Origin of the sequence: Ornithinibacillus scapharcae TW25 (assembly GCF_000190475.1) — a bacterium.
GTDB lineage: Bacteria > Bacillota > Bacilli > Bacillales > Amphibacillaceae > Ornithinibacillus > Ornithinibacillus scapharcae.
The window spans coordinates 68,934-82,180 of record NZ_AEWH01000019.1 but is presented as its reverse complement, the minus strand read 5'-3'; the positions used below and the strand labels follow the sequence as shown (position 1 = coordinate 82,180).

Below are 13,247 nucleotides of genomic sequence, written 5' to 3'. Positions count from 1 at the left end.
AGGAGGGTCTACAGTGAAAAAAATCGTAGCGCAACATAAGCAGGTGCGAATAGTTGAAGACGAAATACCCCAGGTTAAGCCTTCTTATATCTTAGTAAAAACTATCTATTCTGCAATTTCACCGGGTACAGAGCTTCTAATAATCGAAGCAAGTGAAGAAAATCCTATTACACTCGGATATAATGCGATGGGCATAGTGGTGGAGTGTGGCGAGGGTATTACAGACGTTAAGAAAGGTGATCTCGTTGCTTGTTATGGAGCACCATATGTTCAACATGCTGAATATTTATTGATTCCAAAAACACTTTATGCAAAAGTTCCAGACCATGTAGAGCCAAAGGAAGCAGCACTAGTTGGCTTAGGGGCAATTGCCATTCATGCCCTACGAATAGCTGACTTACAATTTGGAGAAACAGCTGTTGTTGTTGGCTTAGGAGTACTTGGGCAAATGATTGCAAAGATAGCCGATGCGGCTGCATATAATGTTATAGCTTGTGATATTAGTACCGAACGTGCTGGAATGCTAACGGAACAAAACATTAAGTCCTTTTCCTCGATAGAGCAAATGGAATCAGAAATAAATGTGCAGACAAATGGAAATGGAGCAGATGTCGTAATCCTCTGTGCCGGTGGAAAGCGTTCACCGCTCACGAAGGAATGCCTAAAGTGGGTTCGTAATAAAGGGAAAGTTGTGATTGTTGGGGATGTGGAACCAGACTTTCCTCGGGAGCTAATGTTTTCGAAAGAAGCACAAATTCTTATTTCTCGCGCAGGTGGACCAGGGAGATATGACAAGGTATATGAACAGCAGGCAGTTGATTATCCATACGGTTTTGTTCGCTGGACAGAAGGGAGAAATATAGCGGAGTATATTCGACTCATTAGTGAGGAACGAATTGATGTGCGTCCATTTATTGGTGATGTCATTTCATTCCGGGATGCACCAGGTGAATATGAAAAACTTCGCAATAAGCAGTCAACTGTATTAACCAAGATTTTGAACTATATGGATTAGGGGGATTTTATGAAAAAAGTTCAAGTTGCCATTGTCGGGGTCGGGGCAATAGCTGAATCTACCCATCTACACTATCTAAAGGGAATGGATACGGTAGAAGTTATAGGGCTAGTCGATACAGATTTACAACGAGTAGAAGCAGTTGCAGAAAAGCACGGGATTCCGAACTGGTTTGAATCCATCGAGGCATTATTAGAGAACATTGCTGTAGAAGCTGTTTTCATTTGTACACCAAACGCAACTCATATAGGGATTGCTAAAAAGGCTGCTGAAAAAGGCATACACGTTTTCATTGAAAAACCGATTGGTATTGATATCGACGAAGTAACAGAATATAGTAATCTCGCAAAAGCGAACAATGTGTTAACGATGGTAGGAATGACCCATCGTTTTCGCCGTGATGCAACCATTTTAAAATCTTACTTGGAGAGAGGTTCACTCGGTAACGTTTATTATGCAAAAGCGAAATTATTCCGTCGACGAGGTACACCGAAAGGGTGGTTTACCAATAAGGAACTAGCAGGTGGTGGAGCCTTAATGGATATTGGGGTTCATGTGTTAGACCTTGCATGGTGGTTATTGGGACAGCCGGAGGTTCAGTCTGTATCGGCTACATCTGTTAGCATGCTTGGAAACTATCAAACAAAATATACATCTGCCTGGGAGTCCAAAAATAATAAACTCAATGCACAGCATGTATTTGATGTAGATGACTTTACAGCTGGCTGGATACGCTTTCGAAATGGAACTGTCTTGAATTTAGAAATAGCTTGGGCAATCAATGGTGAAGAGGATGATTCCATCTCATTAGAGTTCTATGGTAACGAAGGCGGTGCAAAATTAAGCCCGGTTACTATTTTTAAAGAAGATAACGGTATATTTACAAAAATAGAGCCAGAATTCGAGAACAATGACGTTTACCAAGATGAAATTAATCACTTTATCGAATGCGTCATACGGAATGAGAAACCGTTGATTGATGCAGATCAAGGCTTAGAAATCCTGAAGATGTTACAAGCCCTATATACTTCTTCTAATCAACAAAAGGAAATCATTTTGGATTGATAGCTAGTCTCTAACCAAAAGGAGGAATTACCATGTTAAAAGTTGGTGTCATTGGTGTCGGTTCCATATCACAGTTTCATATTGAACCATATCTAAACCATAATCGAGTGAAGTTAATGGCATTTTGTGATGTGAATAAGGAACGCCTAGAGGAAAAAGGGAAACGATACGGAGTAGAGAATCTTTATACTGATTATAAGGCGCTAATTCTTGAAGCGGATATTGATGCTGTAAGCATTTGTACATGGAATAACACACATGCCGAGATTGCTATATTCGCACTAGAAGCAGGCAAGCATGTCCTGGTAGAGAAGCCACTTAGTATGACAGTAGAAGAAGCGGAAGCTGTTGAGAAGGCTCAGCAAAAGTCTGGAAAGACACTGCAAGTTGGTTTTGTCCGTCGGCATGGTGACAATGCTAAGTTATTGAAGACATTCATTGATAACGGGGATCTAGGTGACATCTATTATGCGAAAACCTCCTGTTTACGCAGATTAGGGAATCCTGGTGGATGGTTTAGTGATATTACCCGTTCTGGTGGGGGTCCAATAATTGATTTAGGGGTACATATGATTGATATTAGCTGGTATTTAATGGGGAAGCCTCGTCCAGTATCCGTTAGTGGCAATACGTATAACCGATTAGGGAATCGCAGTCATATTGAGAATCTATCATTCTATCAAGCAGCCGATTATGACCCCATGATAAATGATGTCGAGGATTTAGCAAATGCTATTATTCGTTTTGAAAATGGCGCTTCCATTATGGTAGATGTGAGCTTTACATTGCATTTAAAACAAGATGAATTATATGTGAAGCTTTTTGGAGAAAAGGGTGGTGCCGAAATCGAACCTGAATTAGCACTAATCTCCGAAAAGAACAATACGATTTTAAATATTACACCTCAGATTGATACGTTGAGCTTTGATTTTAATAAGGCTTTTCAAAATGAAATAGATCATTTTGTATCGTGTTGTTTAGATGGAACGGAAAATATTGCCCCTGTCCGTGATGGTGTTCAAGTAATGAGAATGTTAACTGCAATCTATGAATCTGCAAAAACTGGAAGGGAAGTTTACTTGTAGTGAACCCATTACAATTCGATGTTGTCATTGCTGGTGGTGGATTAGGGGGGACAGCTGCTGCCCTGTCCGCCTGTAGTAGAGGCTTGAAGGTGCTAATAGTAGAAGAGACGGAATGGATTGGTGGCCAAGTAACATCTCAAGGTGTACCACCAGATGAACATCCTTGGATCGAAGAATTCGGGAGCACGAATCGTTATCGTCAATATCGTAACAAGGTAAGAGAGTTGTACCAAAAAATGTTTCCGCACAAAGGAGAAACGGTCCCATCAAATCCTGGAAATGGACTTGTCAGTAATATTTGTCATGATCCACGAGTCACGTTACATGTCTTAGAGGAAATGCTGCTTCCATACACCTTAACCAATCAATTAATTATCTGGAAGAATGCTGTGATTTCATCCGTTAACCGGAAAGGTCGTAAAGTAACAGAAGCAATAATTACGATAACGCCTACTAAGCAAAAACACCATGTCATAGCCCCATTTTATATGGATGCAACCGAGGCAGGAGATTTACTTCCACTTGCAAAGATGGCGTATGTTGTTGGAGCTGAGTCAAAAGAATTAACAGGTGAGCCACATGCACGGGAAGCCGTCAATCCACTAGATATTCAAGCATTTACTTATGTGCTTGGTTTGGAATATAGAGAAGGGGAGGATTACACTATTCCTAAACCAGAAATGTACGATTTCTGGAAGGAATACCAGCCCGATTTTTGGCCAGATCGTTACCTAAGTTTCTATGCCCCACACCCTATAACGAAAGAAAAGCGGACCTATACATTATTTCCGGAAGAAGAAGGATTTTCCTTATGGGAATATCGTAGGATTCTCGATGTCGCTCAATACGAGTTGCCAATTCAAACAGGTGATGTAACTCTAATGAACTGGCCAATGAATGATTACTTTCTTGGCAATATATACGACGTGTCTGAAGAGGAAAAGGAAAGACATATCTATCAAGCAAAACAGTTAAGTCTATCGTTATTATATTGGCTGCAAACTGAGGCTCCCAGGAAGGATGGTCAAAAGGGGTATCCAGGCCTAATGCTCCGAAAGGATATCTTTGAGACAAAAGATGGGCTGGCCAAGGCGCCATATATTCGAGAATCACGTCGGATAAAGGCGGAATACACGATTGTGGAACAGGACTTATCTCCTCATACCAATAGCGGGAAAGTGGGAAAGAAATATAAAGACAGGGTTGGTATTGGCTCCTATAGTATTGATCTCCATCCTAGCATGTCTGGTGAAAATTACTTGGATATTCAGGCATTGCCATTTCATATTCCTTTAGGTGCATTAATCCCTATTGATATGGACAATGTACTTGCAGGTTGTAAAAATATTGGCACAACCCATATTACAAACGGCTGTTATCGACTACATCCTGTTGAATGGAATATTGGAGAGGCATGTGGCGCACTAGTAGCATTTTGCCTCAAGCATCACGTTACACCAAAACAAGTTCGGAATGATACAAAACTATTAAAAGACTTTCAGCAGGATTTGCGGCAGGATGGCTTTGAATTGGAATGGCCGGAGGAATTTTATTCTGATTCATTAGCTTTAAGTTAAGGGTTTAAAAATCATACTACTGGTCAAGGAGTGTTGGGTATGGGTCGAAAAATAGGTGACTATCCAATAGATGAATTATGGAAATATCGTCCTGAGCTTACCAACAAACCAGATGATTTCTGGGATTTTTGGGATAAAGAAAAAGGAAAGCTGGACCAGAGGCAAGAGGATGTTCACGTCACTTGGAGAGATTATCCAGTGCCAACTGTTGAAGTAGCGGATTTGCTTCTGACCAGTTGGGATGGGACACCACTAAAAGGGTTGTTCGTAAAACCGAAACAGATGGTAAAAGGGCCAGTCATGATAGGGTTTCATGGATACACCGGAACCCGTGGGCTCCCAGTTGATTATTTGAAATGGACAGCAATAGGTGTTGCAATCGTTATTTTTGATGTCCGAGGACAATCAGAATCACCAGATTATGCTAGATATGAGAATGGTAGTCGTGTACCAGGGTGGATGTTAAATGGCATATATGATCGTGAACAATATTATTTTACGAACGTATATCGGGATGTTTTATCACAGCTGAATTGGGTGCGCTCGGGGGCATTTCCAATGCATGTGACAAAATTGGGTGCTATGGGAGGATCGCAAGGTGGAGGACTTTCACTTGTTGCCGCGGGACTTGATCAAAAATTAGATTTTGTCTTATCTGATTATCCATTTTTAGCCCATTTTGAGCGGGCTTTAGAAATAGCATTATCCGGTCCTTATATGGAATTCACTACCTTTTTAAGTGGAATGATCCACAGTATGAAACCTATCATCAAGTCCTCCGTACATTGGGCTATATTGATTGTGTCCATTTTTGTGATCGTATTTCATGTCAAACACTGATGTCTATCGGATTAGAGGATGCAGTAACACCGCCTTCAACTGTCTTTGCAGCATTTCATCATCTGGCATCTAAACAGAAAAGAATGGAAGTCTATCCCCAATTTGAACATGAGTTTAATGTATTTCATGAGGAAAAGAAGCTAGCATTTGTAGTGGATATGATTGGATAGCTAAGGTGAAATACCCGTACCATATCCAAAAGGAGGAGAATAAATGAAGGTTAGTGTTAGTATGTATAGCCTGAACCAAGTGATCCAAGAGGAAGGCTGGTCTATTGTGGACTTTATCAACTATGCCAAAGAAATGAACCTTGACGGAGTAGAACTACTAGATTTTTATTGGAAAAACGAAGCGGAAGAGGTAGAGGAGGTACTTGCAGCATTAAAAACAAATAATCTACCTGTATCCGCTTATGATGTCACGAATAATTTTGTAAAAGAAACTGCTAAAGAACGAGCATTAGAAGTAGAAAAAATCAATGCAGGTATTCAAATGGCGAAAAAGCTTGGAACGAATATAGTCCGTGTTTTCTGCGGAGATTTATCAGGGGACCTAACGTATCAAGATGGTCAAGATTGGATTGTGGAAGGACTAAAGGAAAGCGCAAAGTTAGCAGAGTCAGAGGAAATATTCCTAGCAGTAGAAAACCATGGATTATTGGCGGGTAAAAGTGTGCAGGTAGAAGAAATTATTCAAAAAGTTGGTAGTCCGTATGTCCGTTCCACTTTCGATACAGGGAATTTTTTACTAGTTCATGAGGCATCCGAAACAGCGTTTGATCGTTTGAAGGATTACATTGTACATGTTCACTTTAAAGACTTTAGAGTGAAGGGTTCAAGTGAGCAAGTAAATGGATTCCGTTCTACAGAGGGTGTCGAATTAATTGGAACGGTTCCCGGTGATGGTCAAGTAAATCTGGAGTATATAATAAATGGCTTAAAGGAGAACAACTATGACGGTTGGTTGTCGATTGAGTACGAGGGATTCGATAATCCGAAGATAGCAAACATAGAGGCAGTAGACCGTTTACGAAAGTTATTAAAATAGGGAGGTACACAACATGGTAAATGTAATCTACGCAAACATTGACCGAATTAATCGGCTAACAACGACGGTTGATGTGGCTGTGGTCGATTCCATTGATCATACAACAGAAAAAACAGTCTTACTGGAAAGTAACCATTCCAATATACAAGATTTTAGTAACCATACGGTATATGTACCAGCTTCAGCTCTTCAACATGTCAAGGGAGAAAAGGTTAAGGTATATCACGAGCTTGCTCAATACCCATTTTTTCAGCAGGCAAGGTCTATGATTCATCGTAATGATTCGCCTAAAGGTGTTTTTCGCTTGCGTCGAGTGTTAGCGGAAGAAAAAAATGATTTCGTTATAGCGAGTGATCTATATGTATTGTCATCCCTGTTCGGCGAAGCCGAAATCATAGATGTAAAGCATAGTAGAGGTGGTCTAGATCCTCAGCATGTAATTGTAACGGTTAAATATGGTGATGGGGTAATGGCACATGTTGACTACACATTTACTAGTAAAGAAATTATTGAACTGGAATGGAGTGGTATTAATCAGATCATCGAATTTAAGAGTGATGAAATGAACCCGATGGATCCTGGTCATCTGACAACTTTACCATTACAGTACAATGTGGATTCGATATTAGAGACTGCAGTAGAACTGGATGTAGTAGCTCCAGAGTTAGCGAAATATCAGGAAGCAATCGGGGGTGTTGAAGCATGAAAATTGGTATGATGAGCTTTGCCCATATGCATGCTTATAGTTATGCGGATAGTTTAAAGAAACTTCAACATGTAGAATTGGTTGGAATCTTTGACGATGATGTTGCTCGAGGGAAAGAGGTTGCGAAACAATATCAAACAACACATTACATCTCTCAGGAAGACTTTTTAGCACTTGACATGGATGCCGTGATTATTTGCAGCGAAAATGTCCGGCATAAAGAGATGGTACGAAACGCAGCAAAGGCTGGGAAACATATCCTTTGCGAGAAACCAATTGCAACGAATCTAGAAGACGCACAGGAAATGATCGATGTATGTGAACATCATGGAGTAATCTTACAAATTGCTTTTCCAGTAAGATTCAGCGCCCCTATCATACGATTGAAGGAATTAATTGACCGAGGTGAACTTGGTGAAATCATTGCCTTTCGAACAACAAACCGTGGGCAAAACCCAGGTGGTTGGTTCATTGAACAAGAACAAAGCGGTGGTGGAGCTGTACTCGATCATACCGTACATATGGTGGACATTATGCGCTGGTATTTAGGGAGGGAAGTTACTGAAGTTAACGCCATCGTAGACTCCTACTTTCATGGAGTGGACATTGATGATGCTGGAATATTAACATTGGAATTTGAAAATGGCGTCATTGCTTCCCATGATGCGAGCTGGTCGCGTTTTAGTGAGTACCCAACATGGGGAGACGTGACAGTAGAGGTGATCGGCTCAAAACAAACGGTGAAAGTAGACGCCTTTCAAGAACATTTCCGATTATTTACAAGTGGCTCAAAATCCTTAACCAATGTATTCTACGGAAATGATATGGACTTTGGACTAATACAAGACTTTGTAAATTGTATAGAGGAACAACGTCAGCCATCTATTTCCGGAAAAGATGGTCTAAAAGCACTTCAAGTAGCCCTAGCAGCTTACCAATCTAGCAAGACCAAAACCAAAGTTAAACTTTGAGTGGACAGGGAATATTTCTGTTCCTTGTCTGGTGGCGAGAATAAGCGGTAAGGTCAAAAATAGAGTAAAGGTGTTGGTTAAGAAAGGCTTTGTCATGATAAGGATGGAGCATAACGAAAGGGAAGCAGAGGTCTTGTCATGACAGAGATGAATGCTGACCTATCATGTGCTGAACCAGGCAGATTGAGAGTAGAATATAGTGACACGGATGACAAAAAAGTAAGGAATGGGGGAAGTTCATGGAAATTCGTAATCTGGTAGGAGAAGAAATCAAGGAAGCGATCCATCTTTCAGACAAGACGTTTCGTAATGACAACCATGTGTCAATGGGGGAGGCATTCCCCGCTGTATTCACGAAATATCATAATTTGGCATATGGTGCTTTTGATCAAGGGAAGCTAGTCAGCTTCTTTGGATTAGTCCCGTATCGTTTGAAAATCAGAGATGCATTCTTAAACGTATTTTCCATTGGTTCCGTATGTACCGATCCTGACTACAGGGCACAGGGGATTGCTAGTAGAATTTTAGCGGAGATTAATGATTTTATAGACCAGGCCGATGCTTCACTACTACTTGTTTCAGGTGACCGAGGACTGTATCAACGGAATGGATGCTATCCAGTTGGAAGAAGTTATACATATAACATTAATAGTGCTAGTCCCACAAGCCATATCGGAGTAATACGGGAAGCAACAACCGTTGATTTTATGAAAATATTCTCTCTATATCAACAAAAGGAAGTTCGCTATGAATCTAGTATCGAAGAGTGGAAAACATTGCTTGAAGCAGCTGGATATGCAGGGATTTTTCATTTGAAACAGTCAGTGTTTGTTTCGGAGAAGGATGGAAAAATACATGCTTATGTTGTAATTGGTTTACCAAATGCGGAGAATCCAAATCGTAATGGGCTTGTTACGGACTGGGGAGGAGATTCAGAGGCTATTCATACAATCTTGATGGATATTTTAGGTAAGAATATAATTAGTTCCATGAAAATTAAAGTACCATGGCAGGACAATCTAAACAGATTCCTAACCGATTATGAAGCGGCAGATAATACGATTGGTGGAACGATTAATATCGTAAATCCTAAGAGACTGATAGATCAACTATACCCCTACCTTAGAATAATTGATCCCAATGTAGAAGAAACGTTAATAGTTGATGATGTAAGAGAAGGAAAAATTCACGTCCAATATGAAGATATTCAACTTACATTAACGAAACAAGAGTTTACAAACTTAATATTTAACAAGGATTCCAACCCAATCTCAAAACTCTTCCCAATCCCATTTCCAAGTACAGAAGGGATTCATTATGTATAGCTGGGACAAGGGGACAGGTCCCTTGTCCCAGGTCTGATAAGAAGAATTTAATTGAATGGGTTCATTCGAACCTAGTATCCTCGTAGAAACAACCTTGAAAGGCATATCACTTTGCCAATCAAGGTTTTACGTTACTTTATAAAATCTAATATAGAATTTACACTTTCTTCAAAACGACTTGGGTTCCTTTCTTTAATACTATTTAATTGAGACAAAATATATTTCTGAATATCATTGTTTAATGTGGGAAGGATTTCTTTATAAATATTCCTTGATGGTTCATGATTTAATATCCTTTTGTGAAGTATCTTTAACCATTCCTTAGCGTGAGGTAGCATTTTAGGAATAGAACTAGCTAACACTTTCAAAGAAATTTCAGAACTAGCAATCTTATCATAAGACTCTATAGCATGAATTAATCCAAACATTACTTCATCATTTTCGGTTAAATCATCAAATCCTTGACACAATATTTCTATATGATTAACATCCTCCATGTCTAAAATATTTTCTATGGGTTTTCAAATTTTTCTACTGCACTCTCATTTCTTAATAAACGATTATTCTTTAATTCGGTAAGTACGACTAAAATGTACAACTTTCTCCACCTCCCTATTACGTATCAAAAATATCTGGGTACCTTGTTATATTTAATTTTATTTCTTCCAATAATCCTGAACGTATCTCAGGAGTGTAAAGCCCTTCTTTTATATAGATATTCCTTGCATCAATAATATCACCAGCTAAAGCTTCACGTGGTTCAAGGCTAAGATAGTCTTTCTCAGCAAAAAGCACTTGTTGCTTATTAAACAAGTGCTTTATATATAGCTGTATAATGTTTTCACTGTTAATACTTCTTTTTATTCTTCAGTGTCCTCATATAAATTATCTAAGAATTCATCAATACTATTTGCTAAAAAATACATGTTACTCATATCATTAGGGTCTTCCGGTTCTAGTTCATGATCCCAAAAATAAATCTTGTCGTAATAAGGTTCCTTTGTCCCTAAACATATAACATTACCGGAAGGGTCATCCCCAATTGGAATAAATCCTACTGGTAACCTCTCATCCATTATCTCAATAAAATCTGTTAAGTTATCATACATATCGCCAATACCATAAAAAACATTCAAAACACTTGGTCCTTGCTCATTAGATATCATAAATAAATTAGGTATCACTTTTCCCCCATTCCATTTTAGTAAAAAATTAATATATTTTTTAGTTAGTTTAATGTTATTCTTACTTTCAAATATTTCTATTTGTTCTAACGAAAGATTATCATTTGAACCATAAATTTCCGCCATATATATCCTCCTAACTAATTTCTATTAACGATACTTACTCCACCTGCGTGAGTAAATTCTCTATGAACCTTTTTATCAACAAGAATCATTGTTTTTCCATCTTGATGATGATGCCAAGTATAACCTTCAGGAGCTTCATTTAAAGAAGCAACAGGTGGGTCGGAATCTTTGTTCAATCCCGCCTTTATATTTGCGTTTTTATTATCCAATGGACGATTGGTTGGATTTGCAATTTCGATTTCTACCGGCTTAACAGTTGGATGTGCATATTCAGTGAAGTCTGGATAACCATCAGGATACCTTACAGTCTGCCCCTTCTTATTTGTATATACCCAAGTACCATCTTCATCAATTCTCACTGTACCACCTTTCTTCGTCCATTTATCCGGTACAGGAGAATATGATGGTTTAGTGGCAAACTGTTCTTTTGTAAATTGGGCTTTTAGATTACTATTACCCGTACCCTTACCACCATCACCCTCAACAGAACCCGACTTCCCTTTCCCACCATCAATCCCAACCTTCTGCCCAAGTCCCTGCGACTTCTTCTGAAGACCACTAGTCATCTCGTCAAATGCCCTAGTGACAGGGAAGCGTTTGGCTAGGAGCTCCAGTCCAGTCACACCGGTTCGGATCAGAAATTCCTGAGGGGATAAGTCCTTTGCTTGGTCAAATAATGTCTTCGGATTTCGAATGACATTGGCAATCTTGTCTGACCCGTCGAGTACGTCCTTTGCTAACATCGATGTTCCGAATCCTGTAAAGCCAGCGGCGATAATTCCACCACCGGTTGCCACCATAAATAACCCGATTGTAGCACCAGTTGTGATAATGAGCCCGGTTTTAGTGAATGGGTCTAAGTTATCCCACCAACCAGATAAGCCGTCAAACACGCCAGCTAGGTATCTCATATATTCTGGTTCAATCGTAGCGTAGCTCCAGTTGACTAGCAAGAATAATAGAGCAAATCCGAGCAATTGGTAGGCACTCCACATTTTCTTATGTATCCGGTCAACTTTTTCCTGCCCTAACTTCAAAATAGTAGAGAATCCAAAAGCACGTCTTTCACGATAGAATAGCATGGTTTGCGCCCAGCGCTTGGGACCATGTCGAAATGCTTTAACCAACTCTATCATTTCTGTTAAAGGTTCTAAGAATTTTTCTTGTGGTAATAGAGGTAATGACGACTTTACCTTATTTAAGTTTCGATAATCCAAGTATACCGCTGCGATAAGGGATAGGACAAATGCCCACTTAATTAGATGACCATGATTTGTTAAAAAATGTACTAGTTCAATGCCAAAAGAAGAAAATGTAATATTTACTTGTGTGTTATAAGCAATGTGATCAAAGGTAGACCAGCACCATAGTAGCAAGGGTACTAACCAGACGAATCGAGAAAATCTACTCCTATAATGGATTGCAAAACCGATTCCTAATGTTACAAAGGCAGTCCAAACATGATGTCCAGCGGCGATTACTTCACCATATTGAGAACCACCAGGAAATAACGTATCGAATCCCCAAGTTTTTTCAAAGGGACTAAAAAACCTAAAAATAGATAACAATAAAGACTCGTTAGTACTCCCCCATGCACGCAAAACCTCTTCCATAAACTGAAAACCAGTTCCAACTGCTGCTCCTATTAACGCATAATCAACCAAACTTAATTGGCGCTCTTTTCCAGTCACAAAAAGGAAAAATAATAACGGTAAGACCTTAATTACCTCTTCTATGATTGGGCCAACTATTGCTGAACTCCAATAATCTGTTACAGTTATTAGACCATCAGCGAAGAGGAAGTGGATTCCCCACACGAGTAAAACTGTTATTGGTCCAACAATCCAAATGCCAGAAAAGAAAAACCTGGCATAATGACTCCAGGATATCGTTTTACTACGGGATAGAATCCAAAATTGCCATAAAGCATAGTAGCTCCAAAATAAAATGACAATCATGGTTCTAGATATAGGAAAAAGAAGCCAGAACAACAACACCACCGGAATCAATAACCAAATCACAGCGATATAAATTTTCCTCAGTCGCATCAACAAAGCTTGATGATTTTCCTTCCAGGCGTGCACCTTGTCAATCAACCCATCATAACGGTTTATTACTTTTTGACGAAATATTGATAGTATTATATTTTCCCCCCTCCCAGAAAAAACCAAATTCTATATATGTACGGATATCTGAGGTAGAGAGTTTCTATCATGAAGGAAAATAGTCCTTTAGGTTTAGTAGGTAGAATAGAGAATGAACCAATATATCTAGGAATAATGACTTTCATCTCAAACTTTCGACCT

General features: G+C 39.3%; 12 protein-coding genes and 1 pseudogene. 9 read left to right on the top strand and 4 right to left on the bottom strand.

Translation table 11 applies throughout. From position 1 onward, the window contains the following. The first annotated feature begins 13 nt into the window (after positions 1–13). The 9 genes and pseudogenes from G5W_RS0105210 (at position 14) to G5W_RS0105165 (ending at position 9,631) form a co-directional block, all read left to right on the top strand. The gene (locus G5W_RS0105210) at positions 14–1,015 is read left to right on the top strand and encodes a zinc-dependent alcohol dehydrogenase (RefSeq protein WP_010094791.1); all 1,002 of its coding nucleotides are present in this window, start codon (positions 14–16) and stop codon (positions 1,013–1,015) included. 9 nt (positions 1,016–1,024) lie between these two features. Then, on the top strand, positions 1,025–2,080 hold the full coding sequence (locus tag G5W_RS0105205) for a Gfo/Idh/MocA family protein (protein ID WP_010094790.1): 1,056 nt from the start codon (positions 1,025–1,027) through the stop codon (positions 2,078–2,080). Between the two features lie 32 nt (positions 2,081–2,112). Continuing rightward, positions 2,113–3,165, top strand: coding sequence for a Gfo/Idh/MocA family protein (locus tag G5W_RS0105200; protein ID WP_010094789.1), 1,053 nt, complete (start codon positions 2,113–2,115; stop codon positions 3,163–3,165). Next, positions 3,165–4,742 (top strand): FAD-dependent oxidoreductase, encoded by a 1,578-nt coding sequence (locus G5W_RS0105195; protein ID WP_010094788.1) that lies wholly within the window; start codon positions 3,165–3,167, stop codon positions 4,740–4,742. Before G5W_RS0105200 ends, G5W_RS0105195 begins: the two co-directional genes overlap by 1 nt. 39 nt (positions 4,743–4,781) lie before the next feature. Then, positions 4,782–5,752, top strand: a pseudogene (locus tag G5W_RS0105190) (acetylxylan esterase). A gap of 43 nt (positions 5,753–5,795) precedes the next feature. Then, positions 5,796–6,629 (top strand): sugar phosphate isomerase/epimerase family protein, encoded by an 834-nt coding sequence (locus tag G5W_RS0105180; protein WP_010094783.1) that lies wholly within the window; start codon positions 5,796–5,798, stop codon positions 6,627–6,629. Between the two features lie 13 nt (positions 6,630–6,642). Next, positions 6,643–7,335, top strand: a complete 693-nt coding sequence (locus G5W_RS0105175) for a hypothetical protein (protein WP_010094781.1) — start codon at positions 6,643–6,645, stop codon at positions 7,333–7,335. Further along, positions 7,332–8,306: a Gfo/Idh/MocA family protein gene (locus G5W_RS0105170; RefSeq protein ID WP_010094779.1), complete on the top strand. Its 975-nt coding sequence runs from the start codon at positions 7,332–7,334 to the stop codon at positions 8,304–8,306. Before G5W_RS0105175 ends, G5W_RS0105170 begins: the two co-directional genes overlap by 4 nt. 239 nt (positions 8,307–8,545) lie before the next feature. Further along, a complete protein-coding gene (locus G5W_RS0105165) occupies positions 8,546–9,631 on the top strand; it encodes a GNAT family N-acetyltransferase (protein ID WP_010094777.1) in 1,086 nt (361 codons plus the stop codon). 131 nt (positions 9,632–9,762) lie between these two features. Here G5W_RS0105165 and G5W_RS22000 read toward each other — a convergent pair whose 3' ends face one another. The 4 genes from G5W_RS22000 to G5W_RS22680 all read right to left on the bottom strand — a co-directional run bounded on the left by G5W_RS22000 (position 9,763) and on the right by G5W_RS22680 (position 13,025). Further along, positions 9,763–10,128: an Imm30 family immunity protein gene (locus tag G5W_RS22000; protein WP_237706200.1), complete on the bottom strand. Its 366-nt coding sequence runs from the start codon at positions 10,126–10,128 to the stop codon at positions 9,763–9,765. 118 nt (positions 10,129–10,246) lie between these two features. Beyond that, the gene (locus tag G5W_RS20510; RefSeq protein WP_033445571.1) at positions 10,247–10,426 is read right to left on the bottom strand and encodes a hypothetical protein; all 180 of its coding nucleotides are present in this window, start codon (positions 10,424–10,426) and stop codon (positions 10,247–10,249) included. 65 nt (positions 10,427–10,491) lie between these two features. Next, positions 10,492–10,941, bottom strand: coding sequence for an SMI1/KNR4 family protein (locus G5W_RS0105150; RefSeq protein WP_010094772.1), 450 nt, complete (start codon positions 10,939–10,941; stop codon positions 10,492–10,494). A gap of 14 nt (positions 10,942–10,955) precedes the next feature. Beyond that, positions 10,956–13,025, bottom strand: a complete 2,070-nt coding sequence (locus G5W_RS22680; RefSeq protein ID WP_010094771.1) for an HNH endonuclease — start codon at positions 13,023–13,025, stop codon at positions 10,956–10,958. Between the last annotated feature and the right edge of the window lie 222 nt (positions 13,026–13,247).

Excerpts from the sequence above, each read along its gene's own strand:
- G5W_RS0105205 (WP_010094790.1), top strand. The coding sequence starts at position 1,025 with ATGAAAAAAGTTCAAGTTGCCATTGTCGGGGTCGGGGCAATAGCTGAA.
- G5W_RS0105200 (WP_010094789.1), top strand. The coding sequence starts at position 2,113 with ATGTTAAAAGTTGGTGTCATTGGTGTCGGTTCCATATCACAGTTTCAT.
- G5W_RS0105180 (WP_010094783.1), top strand. The coding sequence starts at position 5,796 with ATGAAGGTTAGTGTTAGTATGTATAGCCTGAACCAAGTGATCCAAGAG.
- G5W_RS0105175 (WP_010094781.1), top strand. The coding sequence starts at position 6,643 with ATGGTAAATGTAATCTACGCAAACATTGACCGAATTAATCGGCTAACA.
- G5W_RS0105170 (WP_010094779.1), top strand. The coding sequence starts at position 7,332 with ATGAAAATTGGTATGATGAGCTTTGCCCATATGCATGCTTATAGTTAT.
- G5W_RS0105165 (WP_010094777.1), top strand. The coding sequence starts at position 8,546 with ATGGAAATTCGTAATCTGGTAGGAGAAGAAATCAAGGAAGCGATCCAT.
- G5W_RS22000 (WP_237706200.1), bottom strand. The coding sequence starts at position 10,128 with ATGGAGGATGTTAATCATATAGAAATATTGTGTCAAGGATTTGATGAT.
- G5W_RS0105150 (WP_010094772.1), bottom strand. The coding sequence starts at position 10,941 with ATGGCGGAAATTTATGGTTCAAATGATAATCTTTCGTTAGAACAAATA.